Origin of the sequence: Streptomyces sp. NPDC050147 (assembly GCF_040660195.1) — a bacterium.
Taxonomy (GTDB): Bacteria; Actinomycetota; Actinomycetes; order Streptomycetales; family Streptomycetaceae; genus Streptomyces.
In genome coordinates this window covers 218,787-242,381 of record NZ_JBFALJ010000011.1, presented here as the reverse complement: position 1 = coordinate 242,381, position 23,595 = coordinate 218,787, and the positions used below count along the sequence as shown (strand labels likewise).

Annotated in this window: 17 protein-coding genes; 15 read left to right on the top strand and 2 right to left on the bottom strand. The window is 70.9% G+C overall.

All coding sequences use genetic code 11. The annotated features are described in order from the left end of the window. The first annotated feature begins 18 nt into the window (after window positions 1-18). The 14 genes from ligA to AB0I94_RS19305 all read left to right on the top strand — a co-directional run bounded on the left by ligA (window position 19) and on the right by AB0I94_RS19305 (window position 19,862). A complete protein-coding gene (gene ligA / locus AB0I94_RS19370) occupies window positions 19-2,202 on the top strand; it encodes an NAD-dependent DNA ligase LigA (protein WP_363310772.1) in 2,184 nt (727 codons plus the stop codon). A 249-nt stretch (window positions 2,203-2,451) separates the two neighbouring features. Continuing rightward, complete coding sequence (locus tag AB0I94_RS19365; protein ID WP_363310771.1) at window positions 2,452-4,854, top strand: bifunctional diguanylate cyclase/phosphodiesterase; 2,403 nt, start codon at window positions 2,452-2,454, stop codon at window positions 4,852-4,854. A 145-nt stretch (window positions 4,855-4,999) separates the two neighbouring features. Further along, the gene (gene gatC / locus AB0I94_RS19360) at window positions 5,000-5,296 is read left to right on the top strand and encodes an Asp-tRNA(Asn)/Glu-tRNA(Gln) amidotransferase subunit GatC (RefSeq protein WP_010984178.1); all 297 of its coding nucleotides are present in this window, start codon (window positions 5,000-5,002) and stop codon (window positions 5,294-5,296) included. A gap of 5 nt (window positions 5,297-5,301) precedes the next feature. Beyond that, window positions 5,302-6,807 (top strand): Asp-tRNA(Asn)/Glu-tRNA(Gln) amidotransferase subunit GatA, encoded by a 1,506-nt coding sequence (gene gatA, locus AB0I94_RS19355; protein WP_363310770.1) that lies wholly within the window; start codon window positions 5,302-5,304, stop codon window positions 6,805-6,807. A 5-nt stretch (window positions 6,808-6,812) separates the two neighbouring features. Beyond that, on the top strand, window positions 6,813-7,046 hold the full coding sequence (locus tag AB0I94_RS19350) for a hypothetical protein (RefSeq protein WP_363310769.1): 234 nt from the start codon (window positions 6,813-6,815) through the stop codon (window positions 7,044-7,046). Window positions 7,047-7,062: 16 nt separating this feature from the next. Continuing rightward, window positions 7,063-8,574 (top strand): Asp-tRNA(Asn)/Glu-tRNA(Gln) amidotransferase subunit GatB, encoded by a 1,512-nt coding sequence (gene gatB, locus AB0I94_RS19345; protein ID WP_363310768.1) that lies wholly within the window; start codon window positions 7,063-7,065, stop codon window positions 8,572-8,574. 145 nt (window positions 8,575-8,719) lie between these two features. Further along, window positions 8,720-9,970: an SLC13 family permease gene (locus AB0I94_RS19340; RefSeq protein WP_363310801.1), complete on the top strand. Its 1,251-nt coding sequence runs from the start codon at window positions 8,720-8,722 to the stop codon at window positions 9,968-9,970. A gap of 147 nt (window positions 9,971-10,117) precedes the next feature. Further along, window positions 10,118-12,220, top strand: a complete 2,103-nt coding sequence (locus tag AB0I94_RS19335; protein WP_363310767.1) for a phosphocholine-specific phospholipase C — start codon at window positions 10,118-10,120, stop codon at window positions 12,218-12,220. Window positions 12,221-12,434: 214 nt separating this feature from the next. Beyond that, window positions 12,435-14,708, top strand: coding sequence for an MMPL family transporter (locus AB0I94_RS19330; protein ID WP_363310766.1), 2,274 nt, complete (start codon window positions 12,435-12,437; stop codon window positions 14,706-14,708). Then, window positions 14,677-15,255 carry a GNAT family protein gene (locus AB0I94_RS19325; protein WP_363310765.1) on the top strand — a complete coding sequence of 193 codons (579 nt, stop codon included), beginning with the start codon at window positions 14,677-14,679 and terminating at the stop codon, window positions 15,253-15,255. Before AB0I94_RS19330 ends, AB0I94_RS19325 begins: the two co-directional genes overlap by 32 nt. A 35-nt stretch (window positions 15,256-15,290) precedes the next feature. Next, window positions 15,291-15,899, top strand: a complete 609-nt coding sequence (locus AB0I94_RS19320) for a hypothetical protein (protein WP_363310764.1) — start codon at window positions 15,291-15,293, stop codon at window positions 15,897-15,899. A gap of 272 nt (window positions 15,900-16,171) precedes the next feature. Further along, window positions 16,172-16,348, top strand: coding sequence for a hypothetical protein (locus tag AB0I94_RS19315; RefSeq protein WP_363310763.1), 177 nt, complete (start codon window positions 16,172-16,174; stop codon window positions 16,346-16,348). 77 nt (window positions 16,349-16,425) lie between these two features. After that, a complete protein-coding gene (locus AB0I94_RS19310; protein WP_363310762.1) occupies window positions 16,426-19,566 on the top strand; it encodes an AAA family ATPase in 3,141 nt (1,046 codons plus the stop codon). A gap of 80 nt (window positions 19,567-19,646) precedes the next feature. Continuing rightward, window positions 19,647-19,862: a DUF6191 domain-containing protein gene (locus AB0I94_RS19305; RefSeq protein WP_363310761.1), complete on the top strand. Its 216-nt coding sequence runs from the start codon at window positions 19,647-19,649 to the stop codon at window positions 19,860-19,862. 117 nt (window positions 19,863-19,979) lie between these two features. On the opposite strand, the gene AB0I94_RS19300 is transcribed toward AB0I94_RS19305, so the two are convergent. Continuing rightward, complete coding sequence (locus AB0I94_RS19300) at window positions 19,980-21,146, bottom strand: PQQ-dependent sugar dehydrogenase (RefSeq protein ID WP_363310760.1); 1,167 nt, start codon at window positions 21,144-21,146, stop codon at window positions 19,980-19,982. 90 nt (window positions 21,147-21,236) lie between these two features. After that, the gene (locus AB0I94_RS19295) at window positions 21,237-22,229 is read right to left on the bottom strand and encodes an aldo/keto reductase (RefSeq protein WP_363310759.1); all 993 of its coding nucleotides are present in this window, start codon (window positions 22,227-22,229) and stop codon (window positions 21,237-21,239) included. A gap of 97 nt (window positions 22,230-22,326) precedes the next feature. On the opposite strand from AB0I94_RS19295, the gene AB0I94_RS19290 reads away from it, so the two are divergent. Next, window positions 22,327-23,277, top strand: a complete 951-nt coding sequence (locus AB0I94_RS19290; protein ID WP_363310758.1) for a 2-hydroxyacid dehydrogenase — start codon at window positions 22,327-22,329, stop codon at window positions 23,275-23,277. Window positions 23,278-23,595 lie beyond the last annotated feature (318 nt).

The following is a 23,595-nucleotide window of genomic DNA, read 5'->3' as shown; positions in this document are numbered from 1 at the left end:
TAACGGGAGGACGAAACGGTGGCTGTCGAACAGCAAGGCTCTGTGCCCGCCGAGGCACGGGATCAGCACGCCCAGCTGGCCGAACAGATCGAGGAGCACCGCTTCCGGTACTACGTGAACGACCAACCGGTCGTCAGCGACGCCGAGTTCGACAAGCTCCTTCGCTCGCTCGAGGCCCTGGAAGAGCGGTATTCCGAGCTGCGCACGCCCGACTCGCCCACCCAGAAGGTCTCCGGGGCCTACGAGACCGAGTTCACCTCGGTCCAGCACCGCGAGCGCATGCTCTCCCTGGACAACGCCTTCGACGACGAGGAGCTCGCAGGCTGGGCCGACCGCGTGGCCAAAGAGGTCGGCACCAGCGCGTACCACTTCCTGTGCGAGCTGAAGGTCGACGGCCTCGCGGTGAATCTGACGTACGAGGACGGCAAGCTCACGCGCGCGGCCACCCGCGGCGACGGCCGCACCGGCGAGGACATCACTCCGAACGTCCGCACCATCGCGGACATCCCGGACCGCCTCAAGGGCGACAAGATCCCCGCCCTCGTCGAGATCCGCGGCGAGGTCTTCTTCCCGATGGAGAAGTTCGAGGAGCTGAACGCCCGCCTGGTGGAGGCGGGGGACAAGCCCTTCGCCAACCCGCGCAACGCGGCGGCGGGTTCACTGCGCCAGAAGGACCCGCGCGTCACCGCGACGCGCCCGCTGCACATGGTGGTGCACGGCATCGGCGCCCGCGAGGGCTTCGACATCGACTGCCTCAGCCACGCCTATGACCTCCTGCACGAGTGGGGTCTGCCCACGGCCCAGCACAACAAGGTGGTCCAAGGACTCGAGGGCGTACGGGACTTCATCACGTACTTCGGCGAGAACCGCCACTCCGTGGAGCACGAGATCGACGGCGTCGTCGTGAAGCTGGACGAGATCCCGCTCCAGGGCCGCCTCGGTTCGACCTCGCGCGCCCCGCGCTGGGCGATCGCCTGGAAGTACGCCCCCGAGGAGGTCAACACCAAGCTGGTCAACATCCGGGTGGGCGTCGGCCGCACCGGCCGCGTCACGCCGTACGCCCAGGTGGAGCCCGTCACGGTCGCGGGATCCGAGGTCGAGTTCGCGACCCTGCACAACCAGGACGTGGTGAAGAAGAAGGGCGTCTTCATCGGGGACACGGTCGTCCTGCGCAAGGCGGGCGACGTCATCCCGGAGATCCTCGGCCCGGTCGTCGACCTGCGCGACGGCACCGAGCGGGAGTTCGAGATGCCCGCCGAGTGCCCCGAGTGCGGGACGGCGCTGCGGCCGATGAAGGAGGCCGATATCGACCTCCGGTGCCCCAACGCCCGTTCCTGCCCCGCCCAGTTGCGCGAGCGCCTCTTCTATCTCGCGGGCCGCAAGAGCCTGGACATCGAGAACTTCGGATACGTCGCGGCTGCCGCGCTCACCAAGCCCCTCGAGCCGTCAGAGCCGCCGATCCTGGACGAGGGCGACATCTTCGACCTCACCATCGAGCGGCTCCTGCCGATCAAGGCGTACGTACTGGATCAGGACAGCGGGCTGCCCAAGCGGGACCCGAAGACGGGTGAGGAGAAGATCGCCACGGTCTTCGCCAACCAGCAGGGCGAGGCCAGGAAGAACGCCCTGTCCATGCTGGAGAACATCGCGGCGGCCAAGGAGCGCCCGCTCGCACGCGTCATCACGGGCCTCTCCATCCGCCACGTGGGCCCGGTCGCCGCCGAGGCACTGGCCCGCGAGTTCCGGTCCATCGAGCGGATCGAGCAGGCCACGGAGGAGGAGCTGGCCGCCGTCGAGGGTGTGGGACCGACCATCGCCGCCTCCCTGAAGCAGTGGTTCGAGGAGGAGTGGCACCGGGAGATCCTGCGCAAGTGGCGCGCGGCCGGTGTCCGCATGGAGGAAGAGGGAGGGGGACAGGACGAGGGGCCGCGACCGCTCGAAGGCCTCACCGTCGTCGTGACCGGAACGCTTGAGCACCACACGCGGGATGGCGCAAAAGAGGCGTTGCAGAGCCGGGGAGCAAAGGTCACCGGTTCCGTTTCGAAGAAGACAAGTTTCGTAGTCGTGGGTGACAATCCCGGGTCGAAGCACGACAAGGCGATGCAGCTGAAGGTTCCGGTTCTCAACGAGGAAGGCTTCGCCGTCCTGCTGGAACAGGGACCGGACGCGGCGGCGGAAGTCGCGCTTCCGACCGAGGAGTAGCGGTTGAAGGCCACCCGTTCAGCGCATACCAGAGGCATACGGGTGGCCGGGTCGCATTCGGGCAACCGTAGTGGACCGCTGCCCGTAGAAGCCTTCTGCGGCCTACTGTTGAGGTGTGCGCCTGCCGTGCCCCGCTGCGATTGGGGTATCCCCTGCTCACAGGGAGCACGGGGAAGGAGTTTCGGACGCGGCTGTCTTGTGGAGTGAGTCCGCGTGGCGTGGGCACCGCCGGCTGTGAGAGGGACGGGAATGGAACCGACCGAGAGCGCCGCACCGGACTCCCGGCTGCGCGCGCGCCTGCGGCGCGGACCGGGCGCGTGGCTCAGCGGACGCGGAGCGGCAGCGGCACGGGAGTCACGCGAAGCCGAGAGAGGGCGCCCCGCCGTCCCGAGTACCCCAGTTGAGCGCCGCGAACGCGCATGGAGCACCGTCGGCGGGTACGGCACGCAGGAACTCGGCGTGGGCGAGAGCGGGGGCGGGCGGGACGCGGGGCCCTGTTCCACCCAGACCGGCGTCGAGGGGCGGCGCAGGCCGCTCTGGCGCGGCGCGGAGGCGCATGGCCCGGACGACGCCTCGGGCGAGCGCGACCCCTGGCCGGTGCTTCCGGTTGTCGTCGTGACGACCGCCGCGATGGTGCTCGGCACGGGCTTCTTCCACGCGCTCACCGGACGAGGCGATCTGTTTCCCTCCGGCACGGTCGGCTGGTCCCTCGCCGTCCTCACGGGGCTCATCGTCGCCCACCTCGTCGCGCTCGGCCGCGACCGCTGGTGGGGCGGCACGGGATCGGGCGGCGCGCTCACCGTCGCCGTGCTCCTGCTGTACGGCTGGGTACCCGCCGGAATGGTCAGCCTCACCGTCGTCGTCCTCGTCGGCGTCGCGCGCCGCCACCGCTGGCGCCAGGGCATCCTGCACGGCGCGGTCGACATCCTCGGCATCGGCGCGGGCGCGCTCGCCATGGCCGCGTTCGGCACGGCCCCCTCGACGGAGTCGCCCTGGCTGCCCGAGACCTGGAATTTGTACTCCGCCCCCGAAGTGGCGCTCGCCGCCGTGGCGTACCTCGTCGTCACCCGCGTCCTGCTCTGGTACGTCCACGCGCCGCGCACCGGCGCCCTGCCCACGGTCACCCGCACGGCCCTGGTCCGGCAGGGCCTCGTCGGTGTCGCGCTGCTCGGCATCGCACCGCTGATCTGCGTGGTCGCCGCCTCGACGCCCATCCTGCTGCCCCTCTTCGCGATCCCCCTCGTCGCGCTCGACTCGACGCTGTGGATCGCGCGGGCCAGGGCCGAGGAGCAGCTGCGCGACCCGCTCACCGGCCTGCCCAACCGCCAGTGGCTCCTCGAACGGACCTGGACCGCCCTGGACGACGCCGAGCGGATCGGGGCGCGCTCCGCCCTGATGCTGATCGACATGGACCGCTTCCGGTCGGTGAACGACACCCTCGGTCACCTCGCGGGCGACCGTCTGCTGTTGCAGATCGCCGACCGGCTGCGACTGGCCCTGCCGCGCGGTGCGGAGGCCGCGCGGCTCGGCGGCGACGAGTTCGCCGTCCTGCTGCCCGTCGCCGACTCCACCACGTCCGCCACCCGGGTGGCCCGGTCGCTGGTCGCCGCCCTCGGCTCACCCCTCGACCTCGACGGCCTGACGCTGGTCCTGGAGGCAAGCGCGGGACTCGCCGTCTTCCCCGACCACGCCATGGACGCCGAGGGACTGCTGCGCCGGGCGGACGTCGCGATGTACCAGGCCAAGCGGGACCGCACGGGCGTCGAGGTGTACGAGTCCAAGCGGGACTCCAACACCCCCGACCGTCTCGGGCTGTTGGGCGATCTGCGCCGGGCGCTCGACGCGGGCGACGTGGAACTCCACTACCAGCCGAAGGTCCAGTTCGACGGTCGCGTCGCGGGGCTCGAGGCGCTGGTGCGGTGGGTGCACCCCGAGCGCGGGAAGGTGCCACCGGACGAGTTCATCGCCATAGCGGAGTCGTCCGGCCTCATGCCGCACCTGACGGAGTACGTCCTGGAGACCGCGCTCTGCCAGGTGGCGAAGTGGCAGGCGATGGGCCTGAAGGTCCCCGTCGCGGTGAACGTGTCGCCACGCGACGTCCACACGCCCGGCTTCGCCGGCGCGGTCGCCGCGCGCCTGGCCCGCCACGGGGTCCCGGCGGGGGCGCTGCAGCTGGAGATAACGGAGCACGTCCTCCTGGAGGACCCGCAGCGGGCCGCGGACACGCTGGCCGGTCTGACCGGCCACGGCGTCAAGATGTCGCTCGACGACTTCGGCACGGGGTACTCGTCGCTGGTGCACCTGCGGCGGCTGCCGGTGAGCGAGCTGAAGATCGACCGCTCGTTCGTGGCGCGCCTAGCCGTCGACAACGAGGACGCGGAGATCGTCCGCTGCACGGTCGACCTCGCGCACTCCCTCGGGCTGCTCGTCGTCGCCGAGGGCGTCGAGGACGACGAGACGTGGGAGCGGTTGCGCGACCTGGGGTGCGACGCGGTGCAGGGGTGGCTGGTCGCCGCCGCGATGCCGCCGGACGAGACCACCGCCTGGCTGCGGGCCCGGGGATCGCGTGGATGGCGCCGCCCGGTGGACGTCGCCGCCGAGGAGGCGGCCGCGGCGGCGGCGGCCGAGGCCGGGGCCGACATCGTGAAGTAAGGGGCGAGCCCGGCCGTCCGGAGCCGACGCGGCGGGGCGAAGAGCCGCCCGCGCCCCCGTCGAGACAATCCGTTTCACGTGCACGGGGTGCGGCCCCATAGGATTGGGGCCACACACCACACACTCACCCCCAGAGGATCGCCGCATGCCTGGCATTACGCGCGAGGAGGTCGCCCACCTCGCCCGCCTAGCACGTCTTGAGCTGAAGGCCGAGGAGCTCGACCACTTCGCCGGACAGCTCGACGACATCATCGGCGCGGTCGCCCGCGTCTCCGAGGTCGCCGACCAAGACGTACCGCCGACCTCCCACCCGCTGCCGCTGACGAACGTCATGCGTGCGGACGAGGTCCGTCCGTCGCTCACCCCCGAGCAGGCGCTCTCCGGCGCCCCGGCCCAAGAGCAGCAGCGTTTCAAGGTGCCGCAGATCCTGGGGGAGGACTAATCACCATGACGGACAGCAAGATCGACATCATCAGGCTCACCGCCGCCGACATCGCCGCGAAGGTCGCCTCCGGCGAGCTGACGGCCGTCGAGGTCACCGAGGCCCACCTCGCCCGCATCGAGGCCGTCGACGAGAAGGTGCACGCCTTCCTGCACGTCGACCGTGAGGGCGCCCTCGCGCAGGCCCGCGCCGTCGACGCCAAGCGGGACAACGGCGAGAAGCTCGGCCCGCTGGCCGGCGTCCCGCTCGCACTCAAGGACATCTTCACCACCGAGGGTGTCCCGACCACGGTCGGTTCCAAGATCCTCGAGGGCTGGATCCCGCCGTACGACGCGACCGTCACGCGCAAGCTGAAGGACGCCGACGTCGTCATCCTCGGCAAGACCAACATGGACGAGTTCGCCATGGGGTCCTCCACCGAGAACAGCGCGTACGGCCCCACCGGCAACCCGTGGGACCTCACCCGCATCCCCGGCGGCTCCGGCGGCGGCTCCTCCGCCGCCCTCGCCTCGTACGAGGCCCCGCTCGCCATCGGCACGGACACCGGCGGCTCCATCCGCCAGCCCGCGGCCGTCACCGGCACGGTCGGCGTCAAGCCGACGTACGGCGGCGTCTCGCGCTACGGCATGGTGGCGTTCTCGTCCTCCCTCGACCAGGGCGGTCCCTGCGCCCGCACGGTCCTGGACGCCGCGCTCCTGCACGAGGTCATCGCCGGGCACGACGAGCTCGACTCGACGTCCATCGACGCCCCGGTCCCCGCGGTCGTCGAGGCGGCCCGCAACGGCTCCGTACAGGGCATGCGCGTCGGCGTCGTCAAGCAGTTCGCCGGCGAGGGTTACCAAGCAGGCGTCGTCCAGCGCTTCCGGGAGTCCGTGGCGCTGCTCAAGGAGCTCGGCGCCGAGATCGTCGAGCTGGACTGCCCGTCCTTCGACCTGGCGCTCTCCGCGTACTACCTGATCGCGCCGAGCGAGTGCTCGTCCAACCTGGCCCGCTTCGACGCCATGCGTTACGGCCTGCGGGTCGGCGACGACGGCACGAAGTCCGCCGAGGACGTCACCGCGCTGACCCGCGAGGCCGGCTTCGGCGACGAGGTCAAGCGCCGCATCATCCTCGGCACGTACGCACTGAGCTCCGGCTACTACGACGCGTACTACGGAAGCGCCCAGAAGGTCCGCACCCTGATCACGAAGGACTTCGAGAAGGCCTTCGAGCAGGTCGACGTGATCGTCTCGCCCGCGACGCCCACCACCGCCTTCCCGATCGGCGAGCGCGCCGACGACCCGATGGCGATGTACCTCGCGGACGTGTGCACCATTCCGTCGAACATGGCGGGCAACGCCGCCATGTCGCTGCCCTGCGGCCTCGCGCCGGAGGACGGCCTGCCCGTCGGTCTGCAGATCATCGCCCCGGCCATGAAGGACGACCGCCTTTACAAGGTCGGCGCTGCCGTCGAGGCCGCCTTCGTGGAAAGGTGGGGTCACCCGCTGCTTGAGGAGGCACCGTCACTATGAGTCCTATGACTGCCAAGGCCCAGGGCTTCAAGAAGTCCAAGCCCGGCGCGTACCTGTCGATGGCCACCACCGCCTTCGGCGCGATCTCGGTCGTCAAGCAGGCCAAGCTGGCCCGCAAGGAGAACGACACGCTCCGGCTCGTCGATGCCGCTGTCTCCGCCGCCGCCATCGTCACCGGTCTTGCTCTGCTCTATCGCGAGCTGAAGAAGCTCGGCGACGACGACGTCCTGCTGGGTTGAGAGGGAAAGTTTCACCGTGACTGTCACGACTGACCTGGTGTCGTACGAGGATGCCCTCGCGACGTACGACCCCGTCATGGGCCTTGAGGTCCATGTCGAGCTGGGCACCAAGACCAAGATGTTCTGCGGCTGCTCCACCGAGCTCAAGCAGGACGCCAACAGCCAGACCTGCCCGACCTGTCTCGGCCTGCCCGGCGCGCTGCCGGTCGTCAACGAGATCGGCGTCGAGTCCGCCATCAAGATCGGCCTCGCGCTGAACTGCGAGATCGCCGAGTGGTGCCGCTTCGCCCGGAAGAACTACTTCTATCCGGACATGCCGAAGAACTTCCAGACCTCCCAGTACGACGAGCCGATCGCCTTCAACGGCTATCTGGACGTCCAGCTGGAGGACGGCGAGGTCTTCCGCGTGGAGATCGAGCGCGCCCACATGGAGGAGGACACCGGCAAGTCCACGCACGTCGGTGGCGCGACGGGCCGTATCCACGGCGCGTCGCACTCGCTCCTGGACTACAACCGCGCGGGCATCCCGCTCATCGAGATCGTCACCAAGCCGATCGAGGGCGCGGGCGAGCGGGCTCCCGAGGTCGCCAAGGCGTACGTCGCCGAGCTGCGCGAGGTCATCAAGGCGCTCGACGTGTCCGAGGCCCGGATGGACAAGGGCCAGATGCGCTGCGACGTGAACCTGTCCCTGCGCCCGCACGGGCGCGAGGAGTTCGGTACGCGCTCGGAGACGAAGAACGTCAACTCGCTCCGTTCCGTGGAGCGGGCGGCGCGCTTCGAGATCCAGCGGCATGCCGCGGTGCTGAACTCGGGCGGAACGATCGTCCAGGAGACCCGTCACTTCCACGAGGAGGACGGTTCCACGACGTCGGGCCGCATCAAGGACAACGCCGAGGACTACCGGTACTTCCCGGAGCCCGACCTCGTCCCGGTGGCCCCGGCCCGCGAGTGGGTCGAGGAACTGCGCTCCGGCCTCCCCGAGATGCCGCGCGTGCGCCGCAACCGCCTCCGCGAGGAGTGGGGCGTCTCGGAGCACGACATGCAGTCGATGCTGAACGCCGGTGCGGTCGACCCCATCGTCGCCACGATCGAGGTGGGCGCGGACGCGGCCGCCGCGCGCAAGTGGTGGATGGGCGAACTGGCCCGCAACGCCAACGAGACCGGCAGGGCCCTTGACGAGCTGCCGGTCACCCCGGTGCAGGTCGCGCGGGTCGCCGAGCTCGTCGCCAAGGGCGATCTGAACGACAAGCTGGCCCGCCAGGTGTTCGAAGGCGTCCTGAACGGCGAAGGCACGCCGGACGAGGTCGTCGAGAAGCGCGGCCTGAAGGTCGTCTCGGACGAGGGCGCGCTCACGACCGCCGTGGACGAGGCGATCGCGGGCAACCCCGCCATCGCCGACAAGATCCGCAGCGGCAAGGTCGCCGCCGTCGGCGCGCTGGTCGGCGCGGTCATGAAGGCCACCAGGGGCCAGGCCGACGCGGCCCGCGTCAAGGAACTGATCCTGGAGAGGCTGGGCGTCGAGGGCTGAGTCCTCTCGCCAGTACGGCCTGAACCGCCGTTTCCCGGCGGCTCTTTCCCGCCCACCCACCCGATTGCCCTGGGGCCGTCGAGTGGGTGGGCGGAGTGCTGTTCGCCCTGCCGGACCATCGCAAGCCCCGGCCCCGGAGCATCCTCTGAACACCGTCACCGCCGAGATCCTCTCCGTCGGGCTGCTGCTCGGCGTGCTCGCGTTCGCCGTCGTACGGCCCAGGCAGTGGCCCGAGGCCGCCGCCGCGCTGCCCGCTGCCGGGATCGTCGTCGGGCTCGGAGCCGTCTCGCCGGGGCACGCGCTCGCTGAGGTCCAGAGCCTGCTGCCGGTCGTCGGGTTCCTTGCCGCCGTGCTTGTGCTCGCGCAGCTCTGCGCGGACGACGGGCTCTTCGCCGCAGCCGGGGACCTCGTGGCACGGCTCTGCGGTGGACGGACCCGGCCGCTGTTGGGAGGGATCTTCGCGGTGGCCGCCGCTGTCACCGCCGTGCTCAGTCTCGACGCCACCGTCGTCCTGCTCACGCCGGTCGTCTTCGCCACCGCGGCCCGCGTCGGGGCGAGGCCGCGCCCGCACGTCTACGCCACCGCCCACCTCGCCAACTCGGCGTCCCTCCTGCTCCCCGTCTCCAACCTCACCAACCTCCTCGCGCTCACCGCGAGCGGGCTGAGCTTCACGCGGTTCGCGCTGCTCATGACGGTGCCGTGGCTCGTCGCCATCGGTATCGAGTACGCCGCCTTCCGGCGGTACTTCGCCACCGACCTGGACGCGGGTGCCCTTGAGCCCAAGGAGACCGAGCCCGCCCCCGTGCCGGTCTTCACGCTGGTCGTCCTCGGTCTCACGCTGGCCGGCTTCGTCGGCACCTCGCTGGCCGGCGTCGAACCTCTGTGGGCGGCCCTCGCCGGAGCCGCGGTGCTCGCGGGCCGCGCGCTGCTGCGACGACGTACGAGCGCCACCGCACTCGTCCGCTCCGCGAGCCCGCTGTTCTGCCTGTTCGTGCTCGCGCTCGGCATCGTCGTCAAGGCGGTCGTCGACAACGGCCTCGGCTCCGGCATCGAGTGGCTCCTGCCGGACGGCGCCTCGCTGCCCACGCTGCTGGCCGTCGCCGCAGTCTCCGCCGTGCTGGCGAATCTGATCAACAACCTGCCCGCGATCCTCGCCCTGCTGCCCGCCGTCGCTCCCGCGGGCCCCGGCCCCGTCCTCGCCGCCCTCATCGGCGTCAACATCGGCCCCAACCTGACGTACGTCGGCTCGCTCGCCACCCTGCTGTGGCGCCGCATCCTGCACGATCACGGCACGGACGCCGACCTGCGGACGTTCACCCTGCTCGGCGCGGTGACCGTGCCCCTCACGCTCGCGGCGTCGACCGTGGCGCTGTGGGCGGCGCTGCTGATCGGCTGACCGAGCCGGGACACCCGTACTCGGGCGGGTCCGTTCACGTCGACTTCGTCCCCAAGTCTTCACAGGGATACCGGACTTCACTAGCGTCCCGCCGAGTAGGCCAATGGATCAGCGGAGAACCATTGGCCGTCGACTGGAGGTCGTTACGTGTCCCCCGAGATTTCGCGCAGGCGATTGATGGCAGTCGGCGGTGGCGCGGTCGGCGCCGCCGCCGTCGGATCCTTCCTGCCGCCGTCGTTGCAGCTGGCTTTGGCGCAGGACCGGCATGGACCCGGCGGCGGGCTCGACTCGATCGAGCACGTCGTCATCCTGATGCAGGAGAACAGGTCCTTCGACCACTACTTCGGGGCCCTGCGCGGCGTACGCGGCTTCGGCGACCGCAACGCCATCCGGCTCCCGAGCGGAAAGTCCGTGTTCGAGCAGCCGGGCGCCCTGCGCACCGTGCTGCCCTTCCCGGTCCGCGAGGCCGCGGCGGCACAGAAGAAGGACCTGCAGTACATCGGCGACCTCGACCACTCCTGGAGCGGCGGCGCCAAGGCCTGGCACGACGGCTGGATGGACGGCTGGATCACCGCCAAGACCGCCGCGACCATGGCGTACTACACGCGCGAGGACATCCCGCTGCACTACGAACTCGCCGACACCTTCACCGTCTGCGACGCCTACCACTCGTCCGTCCACACCTCCACGAGCCCCAACCGCAACCACCTGTGGAGCGGGAAGACGGGTTACGAGGCGAACGGCAAGCGGGCCGTCGGCAACGACGCCTACGCCGAGGGAACGCACCCCGGCTACGACTGGGGGACGTACGCCGAGCGCCTGGAGAAGGCGGGTGTGAGCTGGCAGACGTACACGGAGTGGGAGAACTTCACCGACAACCAGATCGAGTTCTTCACCACCTTCAAGGCCATCGCCCGCAAGGTCCTCGCCAAGACCGGCCTCACGTTCATGGAGGCCTTCTACGCCAAGGTGCGCGACGCCAAGGACGACGCCGAGCGCGAGAAGCTGCTCGCCACCTTGGAGGAAGGCGTCGCGACCCTCACCAAGGCGGAGAGGTCGCTGTTCGAGCGCGGGCTGAGGCGCGTGCCCACCGGCAAGCTCGCCGAGGAGTTCGCCAAGGACGTCGCGGGCGGCAAGCTGGCCAAGGTCAGCTATCTGGTGCCGTCCGCACTGGACTCCGAGCACCCAAGCGTCTCGTCGCCGATCCACAGCGCGACCATCGTCTACAAGGTCCTCGACGCCCTCGCCTCGCACCCCGAGGTCTGGCGGCGCACGGCCGTCTTCATCAACTACGACGAGAACGACGGCTTCTTCGACCACGTCCCGCCGCCCGTGCCCGGCACGGACTCGCCCGAGGACCGGGAAGAGCGCTGGGAGGGGAAGCCGACCGGCCTCGGCGTGCGCGTCCCCATGCTCGTCGTCTCGCCCTGGACCGTCGGCGGCTACGTCACCTCCGAAGTCTTCGACCACACCTCCGTGGTGCGCTTCCTGGAGAAGTGGACCGGCGTGCGCGAACCCAACATCAGCGCCTGGCGCCGCAAGGTCACCGGCGACCTCACCGGCGCCTTCGACTTCCGGCGCGGCCACCGGCAGCCCGAGGTGGAACAGCCCGGCGCCATTCCGGAGTTCAGCGGCCGCTGGTCCCCACAGCCACCCCTGAAACAATCCATGCCGGTCCAGGAGCCGGGCAGCCGCCGCGCCCGCCCGCTGCCCTACCAGCCCGACGCGTACGTGAAGCCGGGGCGCGACGGCGCTCTCTCCGTGCGGCTGCGCAACGGCGGCCGCTCCAGCGCGCACTTCGCGCTCTATCCGTACGCCGGCGAGTTCACGGCCCCGCTCCACCAGGACGTCGTGCGCGAGGGTTCCTGGACCGTGCCGGTGGCCAAGGACGCGTACGCCTTCACGGTCACGGGGCCAGGCGGCTTCCGGCGCGAGTTCGCGGGCGGCAAGGACGGCGGCGCGCAGGTCGCCTCCGCGATCACCCGCCGCGAGCTCCACGTGACCTTGGCCAACCGGGGCCGCAAGGAGCTCGTCTTCACGGTCAAGCCGGTCGGTTACGTGGAGGAGCACCAGGTCAGGCGGCGGACCAGGGTCGTCCGGGTGAAGGCGGGCAGCAGCCGCACGATCGCCTGGCAGACGGATGACGAGCACGGCTGGTACGACTTCGAGGTCACGGCCACGGGCGAGCCCGGCTTTCGGCGGCGTCTGATGGGACACATAGAGAACGGACGTGCGAGCGTGTCGGGCTGAATCCCCAGCTCTCAGGGGGTGCGAGGTCCCGGTGGGGCCTCGCACCCCCTTTGTGCTCTTGTGAGGAAACCCACGAACCGGACCAACGATCTCCAGGCCCTGTCAAAGTATCTCTGGCGAACATGTCGTCGCTCATACGTTCTTTGCGGGTTGTTCAGTACATTCACGACTGTTCCCGATAAAGATCCACGAATCACCCCCAGGGAGCCGGTCAGTGGCAGCACTCGCACGGTGGTGTGTGAAGCACCGCCTTCTCGCAGTTCTGCTCTGGCTCATCGCCCTCTCGGGTGCCGCGAGCGCCGCGGCGCTCGCCGGATCCGCGTACTCGAACGACTACGAGGTGCCGGGCACCGAGTCCGGCCGTGCGACCGAGCTCCTGCACGAGGGGTTCGAAGGTCTCGGCGGCGACAGCAACACCGTCGTCTGGCGCACCGAGGCGGGCACGACGGTGCGCGCCGCCGACGTCGAGCAGACGATGACCGACGCCCTCGACAAGATCGTGAAGATGCCGGCGGTGGCCTCCGTCAGCAGTCCGTACGCGGAGCGCGGCGCCGCACAGATCAGCGGCGACGCGACGATCGCGTACGCGACCGTCACCTTCCACGAGCAGGCCGACGCCATCGCCGAGGCGGACGCACAGGCCCTGGTCGACATCGCGAAGGCGGCCGACACCGACAGCCTGGACGTCGAGCTCGGCGGCAGCGCCGTCGCCCTCACCGAGTCCAAGAGCGCGCAGACCGCCGAGATCGTCGGGGTGGCCGTCGCCGCCGTCGTGCTCTTCCTCGCCTTCGGCTCGTTCGCCGCGTCGGTCCTGCCCATCGCCACGGCGCTGGTGTCGGTCGGCACGGCGTACGCGGGCATCGTGCTGCTCGGGCACCTCATGACCGTCGCGGACTTCGCGCCGATGCTGGGCACCCTGATCGGGCTCGGCGTCGGCATCGACTACGCGCTGTTCATCGTGACCCGCCACCGCAAGGGCCTCAAACAGGGCCTTCCGGTGGCCGTCGCCGCGGAGCGCGCGGTCGCCACCACCGGGCGCGCCGTCGTCTTCGCGGGCGCCACCGTCTGCATCGCGCTGCTCGGCATGCTCATCCTGCGGCTCAGCTTTCTCAACGGGGTCGCGATCGCGGGGTCGCTGACCGTGCTCCTCACGGTCGCCGCTTCGGTGACCCTGCTGCCCGCGCTCCTGTCCTGGATCGGACCGCGCGCGCTCAGCCGCCGCGAACGGCGCAACCTCGCCGAACACGGCCCGGCCCCGGAGCTGCCCACCGGTCTCGCCGCCCGCTGGTCCGCCTTCGTCGAGCGGCACCCGAAGCTGCTCGGCGGCGTCGCCGTCGCCGTGATGGCGCTGCTCGCCCTGCCCACGCTCTCCCTCCACCTGGGCACGTCCGACCAGGGCAACAATGCGGCGTCGGCCACCACACGGCAGGCCTACGACCTGCTCGCGGACGGCTTCGGCCCCGGCGTGAACGGCCCCCTCACGCTCGTCACGGACGTCGACGGAGCGGGCGACCGGCTCGCCCTGACCAACCTCGGCCATACGCTCGAATCGACCAAGGGCGTCGCCTCCGTCAGCCCCGTCACGTATGGCGCCGACGGCACGGTCGCCCACGTCACCGTCGTACCGGACTCGTCCCCCCAGTCGCAGCGGACCAGCGATCTCGTCGACCGGCTGCGCGACGACGTGCTTCCGATGGCCGAGGCCGACACCTCGCTCGACGTGCTGGTCGGCGGTGTCACGGCGAGCTACGACGACTTCGCGGAGATCATCGTCGGCAAGCTGCCGCTCTTCGTGGGCGTGGTCATCGGCCTCGGCTGCGTCCTGCTGCTGCTCGCCTTCCGGTCCATCGGCATCCCCCTGAAGGCCGCCGCGATGAACGTGGCGGCGGTGGCGTCCGCCTTCGGGGTCGTCGTCGCGATCTTCCAGTGGGGCTGGGGGAGCGAACTGCTCGGTCTCGGCTCGGCCGGACCGATCGAACCCTTCCTGCCCGTGATCATGGTGTCGGTCCTCTTCGGGCTCTCGATGGACTACCAGGTCTTCCTGGTCAGCCGGATGTACGAGGAGTGGCTGGAGACCGGCGACAACCGGCGGGCCGTCCGCGTCGGCCTCGCCGAGACGAGCCGCGTGATCAACTCCGCGGCCGTCATCATGATCGCGGTCTTCCTCGCCTTCGTACTGAGCGGCGACCGGGTCATCGCGATGTTCGGCATCGGCCTCGCGGCCGCGGTCGCACTCGACGCCTTCGTCCTGCGCACGCTGCTCGTGCCCGCCCTGATGCACATGCTGGGCGACGCCAACTGGTGGCTGCCGCGCGGCCTCGACCGCCGCCTGCCGCGCATCAGCATCGAGCCGCCGGAATGTCGTTCGAGTTCGGCGGTCGTTGCTGCGAGGATCCCGGAACACCGGGCGGCGCAGGGCGACCCGGACGTGCTTCCGGACGGATTGAAGGAGCGGAATGTTCGCGATATCGCTGGGCGAGGGCGCTGAGCTGCGGCCGATCGAGCCGTGGCAGGCAGCGGAGTTCCTCGCGCACGTCGAGCGTGCGCGGGAGTACGCGGGGCCGTGGGTACCCCTGACCGTGCGGGCGAAAGACCTGGATTCGGCTCGGGAACTGCTCCAGGTGTTCGCCGACAAGCAGGCCGCCGACACGGGGCGCCTGTACGGCATCTGGCTGGACGGCACGCTCGTCGGCGGCGTGCTCTTCCGGATCTTCGACACGGCCATGGAGAGCTGCGAGATCGGCGTCTGGCTGGAGCCGTCGGCGGCCGGGCGCGGTCTGATCACCAGGGCGAGCCGGATCCTCATCGACTGGGCGGTGGACGAGCGCGGGATGCACCGCGTGGAGTGGATGGCGTCCACCGCGAACCAGCCCAGCATCGCCGTCGCCAAGCGGCTCGGCATGACCAAGGACGGGGTGCTGCGGGAGTGCTTCCCCTGGCAGGGGGTCCGCCACGACATGGAGGTGTGGTCGGTGCTCGCGCCGGAGTGGCGCAAGGCGCGGGAGGCCTTGAACGCCGGGGAATCGGCTCGTTAAGAAAGCTCTCAGATACCGTCCGTACGGTGCGGGGCATGGGAACTAAGACAGAGGACGAGACCGCGGCCGAGGCGGCCGCCAAGCCCGCAGAGCCGGAGGCCGCGGACACCGGGGCCACCGGGGCCACCGGGGACAAGGACGCCGTCAAGGTGGAGAAGACCGCCGACGGCGAGGCCCCGGCCGAGGACGCCGTCGAGGACGACGACGCCGATGAGCTCGTCGTGGTGGACGAGGTCGCTCCGGCCAAGTCCACCGGCGTGTTCCAGGGCGCCGCGGCCGTCGTCTCCGCCGCTCTGGGTGTGATCGGCCTGTCCGGCGGCTGGCTCGGCACGGTCGCCGCGGCGCGCTCGAACATCGTCGGGCAGCTCGAAACCAAGCAGTCGGCGAGCGTAGCCGACCAGATCCAGGCCCTGTACGGCGACTCCTGGCACGTCACGGCGCTGATCGCCGGTGCCTTCGCGCTCACCGCGCTGGTCGTCGGGTTCGTCGTCCTGGTCAGGCCCGCGTTCGGTGCGCCCGACCAGGTACAGGCACCGTGGATCAAGTCGGTGGCCTGGGCGGGTGTCGCCCTGGGCGTCATCGGCCTGTTGCTGGCCATCGCCAAGTACTCGGACCTGATCTACGGTCTGCCGTCGGCCAGTTAGGGACGCGCGGGGTTCTGATCGCCGGAGGGGCTGGGTTTCCAGCCCCTCCGGCGTTCTGCGCTCAGGTCCCTAAGGCCCCCTCAGCACCTCCTAAGGCCCCCCATCCGCTCAAGATGAGGCACTCTCCCGATGTGCCACCCCTGCCTGGCAGACGAAAGTAAAGGCATCGCAGGACGCGGACCCCGGACCACGGACCGCCAACTGCGAAGCCAGAGCCGGAAGTCAGAGCTCAGTAGTCGGAGCTCAGAAGCCAGAAAGCCAGGGAGTCCCTCATGTTCGAGTACGAGATGCACCAGCTCCGCGCCGCCGACCTCGCCCGCGAGGCCGACCGCCGCCGCCTCCTGCGCGAGGCCCGCGAGGCCAAGGCCGCCCGCCGCTCGCCCGACCACGAAACCGAGGGGCGGGTGAAAACGCCCCAGTGGAGAAGCCGCTTCACCCGGGTCGCGTGATGAGGGCAGCGGCGGCGACCGAAGCGGCTGTTTCACCCCTCGGGATATCCGCTGCCACCAAGCACTCACCCTGTGCAATGCTCACCGCTGTGGAGACCAGGTCCGTAAGCCCCGTGTTCGTCGGCCGTTCCGACGAGTTGGGCGTACTGAACGACGCACTCGCCCGTGCCAAGGGAACGACCCCCGGCACGGGCGAGCCGCAGGCGTTGCTGCTCGGCGGTGAGGCGGGCGTCGGCAAGACCCGCCTCATCGAGGAGTTCACCGCGGCGGCCCGCGCCGAAGGCGCCGTCGTCGCGCTCGGTGGCTGCGTCGAGATCGGCGCGGACGGCCTGCCCTTCGCCCCCTTCTCCAGCGCCCTGCGCTCCCTGCGCCGCCAGCTCCCCGACGAGGTGGACGCCGCGGTCGCCGACCAGGAGGGCGAGCTCGCCCGGCTCCTGCCCGAACTGGGTGAGGCGCCGCAGCGCCGCCGTGGCACCGACGCCCAGCACGACGAGGAAGGCATGGCCCGCCTCTTCGAGCTGACCGTCCGCCTCCTGGAGCGCCTCGCCGCCGACCGCCCGGTGGTCATCGCCCTGGAGGACCTGCACTGGGCCGACGCCTCCACCCGCCACCTCCTCGCCTACCTCTTCCGCACGCTGCGCAGCGGCCGCCTCGTCGTCGTCGCGACGTACCGCGCCGACGACATCCACCGCCGCCACCCGCTGCGTCCGCTCCTGGCCGAGCTCGACCGCCTGCGCACGGTGCGGCGCATCGAACTGTCCCGCTTCAGCAAGGGGGAAGTGGCCCGCCAGATGGCGGGAATCCTCAGCGCCGAGCCCGCGCAGACCCTGGTGGACGACATCTTCGACCGCTCGGACGGCAACGCCTTCTTCGTCGAGGAGCTCGCCGTCGCCTCGCACGGCCGCAGCTGCGCGAGCCTCACGGACTCCCTGCGCGACCTCCTTCTCGTACGCGTCGAAGAGCTGCCCGAGGACAGCCAGCGGGTGGCGAGGATCGTCGCCGAGGGCGGCTCGACCGTCGAGTACCCGCTGCTCGCCGCGGTCGCAGGGCTCGCGGAGGACAACCTGATCGAGGCGCTGCGGGCCGCGGTCGGCGCCAACATCCTGCTGCCGTCGCCCGACGGCGACGGCTACCGCTTCCGGCACTCCCTGGTGCGCGAGGCCGTCGGCGACGACCTGCTGCCGGGTGAGCGTTCCCGCATCAGCCGCCGCTTCGCCACAGTCCTCGAAGCCGACCCCTCGCTCGTCGCCGCCGACCAGCGCGCCGCCCGCCTCGCCAGCTACTGGTACCACGCGCACGACGCGGCGAAGGCGCTCCCCGCGGTCCTGCGGGCCTCCGTCGAGGCCCGCCGCCGCTATGCGTACTCCGAGCAACTGCGCCTGCTCGAACGGGCGATGGAGCTGTGGGACGACGCCCCCGAGGATATACGCCTCGCCCTGCGCCCCCTCGATTACGCCGAGGTCTACCCTCCCCCACCGCCTGAAGGGCGCGGGGGGACCCCCAGCGGCTGCGACCCCGAAACCACCCCGTTGCGCTACCTCGACCTCATGGCGGAGGCCGCCGTCGCCGGCCGCCTCTCCGGGGAGCGGGAGCGCGCCCTGAAGATCACCAAGCGTGCGCTGCGGCTCCTCGAGGACGAGCCGGACCCCCTGCGTGCCGCCTGGTTCTGGATCCAGCGCTCCCGGCTCACCTCGACGCTCGCCCGCGGCGACGGCTGGGCGGAGATCGCCACCGCGCAGGAGCTGGTCCGCGGTCTCCCGCCGTCCGAGGTGCACGCCGAGGTCCTGACCAACGTCGCTTCCTGGGGCATGCTCCACAACCCCGGCGAGGAGACCCTGGCCGCGGCCCAGCGAGCCGTCGAATACGCCCGGATGGTCAAGGCGGAGGAGATCGAACTCAACGCCCGGCTCATCCTCGGCGGTCTCATGGTCGACGCGGGCGACGTCGAGCACGGGCTCGCGGAGATGTACGAGGTGAGGGATCGCTGCGTGGCGCCGCCCGGCCTGGTCTCCCGCATCCCGCACATCCACGTCAACCTGCCGTCCGTGCTCGAAGGCGCGGGCCGCTCCCTTGAGTCACTGCAGGTCAGCGATCAGGGCCTCGCGCTCTGCCGGAAGTACGGCCTCACGGACACCGAGAGCTGGGTCCAGGTCAACAAGGCGGAGACCCTTGTCTCCTTGGGACGTTGGGACGAGGCGGTCGACGCCTCCGAGGCGGCCCGCCGCGGTGCGCTCAGCGTCAAGCCGCGGGGCGGCGCGGCCCTGCAGCTCACCTCCGTCGCCCTCGGCCGCGGCGACATGGCCGAAGCCGCCGCCCAACTGGCCGCCGCTCGCGGCCACTACGGCTCTCACGACCTCATGCCGCAGTACTCCCTGCCCATGGTCACCGCCGCCATCGGCATCGCGGCCGCCGACCCCGACCGCGCGGCGGGTGTCGCCGCCGCCCGCGCCGAGCTGGCACGGGCCCTGGCCGCGGGCTTCCCGCCCGGCACCCAGCGCTACACCTGGCTCCTCCTGCTCGCCGCCGCCACCTCGGAGGCCGATACGCGCGGCCTGCCCGCCGCCGAGCCCGGTCGTGCCGAGGCCATCGACAGCATCCGCCGGGTCGCCAAGAACCTCCCTTCACCCGTGCCGGTCTGGGTCGCCCACGAGAAGTGGGTACGCGCGGAACTGCTGCGGGCCGAGGACCGCGACACCCCCGCCGACTGGTCCGCCACGGTCGCCGCGTTCGAACCCCTGGACCGTCCCTACGACTTGGCCCGCGTCCGCCTCCGCCTCGCCGAGTCCCTCCTCGCGGCCACGGCCGGGGCGGGCACCGAAGCGGATCGCGAGCGTGCCGCCGGGCTGCTGCGAAAGGCCTGCGAGACCGCCGAGCGGCTGAGGGCCCGGCCCCTCGCCGAGTCCGTCGCCGGGCTCGCCCAGCGCGCCCGCCTCACCCTGGACGACGGTGATCACCAGCCGGCCGGCCCTCACCTCACGCCGGTCGACCCCGCCGAGGCGCTCGGCCTCACCAGCCGGGAGCGCGACGTGCTCCGCCGCGTGGCCGCGGGCCGCAGCAATCGCCAGATCGCCGAGGAGCTCTTCATCTCCCCGAAGACGGCGAGCGTCCACGTCTCCAACATCCTCGCCAAGCTGGGCGTCGCCGGCCGGGGCGAGGCGGCGGCCCTGGCCCACCGCCTGCGCCTGTTTCCCGCGGAACGCGCACAGCCCACCGGCTGACCTGCGCTTTCCTCGGTCCCGGTGGGTTCGCGGGGCGCTCGCTTACGCTGGAGGGAGGAACCCGGCCGCCAGGAGGCGCAGTGTTCAACCCGATCGAGCTTTTCCAGCCCGGCCGTAAACACACGGACGACGAGCAGAAGCGGCTGGAGCTGAGCCGGGTCGACGTGGCCGACGGCGACCCGAGCCGCGGCCCGATAGACCTGACCTCCGGCAAGGTGGTGGTGAAGATGCCCCATCAGGCTGCCCCGGACCCGACAGAAGCCGAGCCCACCTCAGACACCACCCCCGAGCGTTAGCCCGCCCCGAGACGCCCCGACCGAGACGCCCCGACCGAGACGCCCCGAGCCCGAGCCCGGCAGAGAGTCCGCGCCCCCCTCGCCCCAGAAGCACCCCGCGGCAGGGCTGGTTCGCTACTACTTCACCGTTACCTCGAGGATCTTGTCGTCCCCCTTCTCAGGTGTGCCCCGGGAATCCGTCTCGTTCGTCACCAGCCACAGCTTGTCCCCGCCCGCGGCCACGACCGTGCGCAGGCGCCCGTGCTTGCCTTCCAGGAACGACTGGGGTTCCACGGTGCCTTCCACGCCGCGCACCGGGATGCGCCAGAGCCGCTCGCCGCGCAGGCCCGCCATCCAGATTGATCCCTCGGCGTAGGCGATGCCGCTGGGGGAGGCGTCGGAGGTCTTCCACTGGGCCACCGGGTCGTTGAAGCCCTCCTCGTCGCCCTTGCCCTCCACCTCGGGCCAGCCGTAGTTGTCGCCTGCCTTGATCTCGTTCAGCTCGTCCCAGGTGTCCTGGCCGAACTCCGCCGCCCAGAGCCGCTTCTCCTCGTCCCAGGCCAGACCTTGCACGTTTCGGTGCCCGTACGAATAGACGGGGGAGTCGCCGAAGGGATTGCCGGGGGCGGGCTCGCCGTCCGGGGTCAGGCGCAGGATCTTGCCGCCCAGCGACTTCTTGTCCTGGGCCAGTCCCGTGTCACCCGTCTCGCCCGTGCCCGCGTACAGCATCTTGTCCGGACCGAAGGCGATCCGGCCGCCGTTGTGGACCACGCCCTTGGGGATGCCCTTGAAAACCGTGTCGGGCGCGCCCAGTTGCTGCCCCGAGGGTTTCTTCTCGTCGTACAGCATGCGGGCGACGCGGTTGTCCGATGTGGTGGTGAAGTACGCGTAGACCATGTGGTCCGACGCGTACGAAGGAGAGAGCGCCAGGCCCATCAGGCCGCCCTCTCCGGCGGGGGAGACACCGGGCACCGAGCCAAGCTCGGTCTTCTTGCCCGTCTTGCCGTCGACGCGGGTGATGGTGCCCTCGTCGCGCGAGGACACCAGCAGGTCCCCGCCGGGCAGCGGTGCGAGGCCCCACGGCGACTTCAGGTCCTCGGTGAGTGTCTTGGTGACCGACGCCGACCCCTTCTCCGGCGGGGCGTCGCCGGCGCGCGGCTTGCCCGAGGACGTCCCCGCGGACTTCGCGGGGCTCGACTCGGCGCTCTTTCCGTTCTCCGGCGTGTCCGAGCCCCCGGACGAGCAACCGGCCGTGAGCACGAGGGCGGCGGCAGCCAATGCGGCCGTGACAGCAGGTCGTTGCACGATCAGGTTCCCTTCGACGCAGCGCTTCTCCTGTTCATACACCGCGCGGCTCCGGCAGGTTCCCCACCCCGCATCACCGACTCGCGGATGTCATTCCCAGGATCCCATCGCCGACGGCAGTGCCGCGATCTCGGCCAGGTCCGCCTCGGTCAGCCGCAGCGACGCCGCCCCCGCGTTCTGCACCGCCCAGCGCTCCCGCTTGGCCCCCGGGACAGGCACCACGTGGCGGCCCTGCGCGAGCACCCACGCGAGCGCCACCTGCGCCGCGGTGGCCCCGTGCCGCTCGGCCACCCGGCGCAGGCCCACCACCAGCGGCTGGTTGGCCGCCATCATCTCGGCGGTGAAACGGGGGTGCCGGGCCCGCAGGTCGTCCGGCTCGAACCCCTGACCCGGCGTCAGCGTCCCCGTGAGGAAACCGTTCCCCAACGGCATCGCCGCCAGAAACCCCACCCCACGCGCCGCACACCACGGCAGCAGCGTCTCCAGCGCCTCTCGCGACCACACCGAGAGCTCGGCCTCCACCGCGCTGACCGGAAAGACCTGCTGGATCCGCTCCAGCTGCCGGATCGTCCCCTCGTGCATCCCCCTGCCCTCGCGCCGTGAGGCACGCGCCCCCACCGCGCACAGCCCCAGCGCCCGTACCTTCCCCGCGGCGACGAGCTCGGCCATCGCGCCCCACGTCTCCTCGACGGGCACCTCGGGATCGGCGCGATGCAGCTGGTACAGGTCGATCGTCTCGGTCTGCAACCGCCGCAGTGACGCGTCACAGGCCCGCTTCACATAACCGGGGCGGCCGTTGGCGACGATGTGCTGCTCGCCCACCAGGAGCCCGCACTTGGTGGAGACGAAGGCTTCGGCCCGCCGTTCCTTCAGCGCCCTGCCGACCAACAGCTCGTTGGTGAACGGTCCGTACATGTCCGCCGTGTCCAGCAGGGTCGAGCCCTGGTCGAGCGCGGCGTGCACGGTGCGCAGCGATTCCTCGCCGCGCTGCCGTGAGCCGGTGTACGCCCAGCTCATCGGCATGCAGCCGAGCCCGACCGCACCCACCTCGAGCGCTGCCGCGCCGATCGTCCTGCGGTCCACCTGGCCGTGCCCTCCCACCTCATGTCCGAGCGGCCCCCAACGTAACCTCTGCCTCCCCCCAGGTGGCGTGCGGCCTCCTCGCATTAGCCTCCTGACCATGACGAAAGATGTATGGCTCCCCTATGCCGCCGACGAGATCGAAGGCCTGCCCCGGGCAGCCGACGCGGAGATCAACTACCGCTTCTGGGACGGCGGCCCGGAGTTCCCCGCGGACCCGGCCGACTGCGCGTTCTACGTGGTGCCCTATCTCAAGGGCCCGGAGGTCGCCGTACGGCCGCTGCCGGAGATGACATCCGTACGCGCCGTGCAGACGCTCTCCGCGGGGGTCGACCAGATGCGGTCCGGGCTCCAGTTCCTCGCGCCCGGCGTGCGGTTGTGCAACGCCAAGGGAGTGCACGAGGCCAGCACGGCCGAGCTGACGCTCGCCCTGATCCTCGCGTCCCTGCGCGGCATCCCGCGGTTCGTGGAGGGACAGCGGCAGGAGGACTGGCGGTCCGGGTTCTATCCGGCGCTCGCCGACAAGTCCGTGCTGATCGTTGGATACGGATCGATCGGTTCCGCCATCGAGGACAGGCTCGCCCCCTTCGAGTGCGCGCGGGTGGCGCGCGTCGCGCGCTCCGCCCGTGCCACGGAGCGCGGCCCCGTGCACCCGCTCGCCGAGCTGCCGTCGCTGCTGCCCGATGCCGACGTGGTCATCCTCTCCACGCCCCTCACCGACACCTCCCGTGGCCTGGTGAGCGCCGACTTCCTGGCCCGCATGAAGGACGGCGCACTGCTCGTGAACGTCGCGCGCGGCCCAGTCGTCGACACCAAGGCGCTCCTGGCCGAACTGGAGAGCGGCCGGATCACCGCCGCCCTGGATGTCACCGACCCGGAACCGCTGCCCGCGGGTCACCCCTTGTGGCAGGCTCCTGGCGTGCTCATCAGCCCGCATGTGGGCGGATCGACCTCCGCTTTCCAGCCACGCGCCAAGCGCCTGCTCGCCGCGCAGCTGACCCGTTTCGCGGCCGGGGAACCTCTCGGGAACGTCGTCTTGACAATCGAGTAGTCCAGCAACTCTCGGTCGTCGGCGACCGATCGAGCACACTCCGCACCTGTTTGTGTGCGCCCCGTGTCCATGATTGCTTCGGTAGTCACGGAGCGTAGAGAAGCTATGTCCCTGAGTGACGAGGCTGGTGTATCGTCCCGACAGGGGCTGCGCCGTGGAGAGTTCGTCGGCGCCGGGGACGAGACAGACAGACGCAAGGGGGGCGACGGGTGATGGACGGCCAATGGGCGAACCATCCGACGCTGCGAGGCCGCAGGCGGCGACTCTCAAGCGCACCGGCTCGCAGCCGGACGCGCGGCACTCGCGCGTGCGACCTTC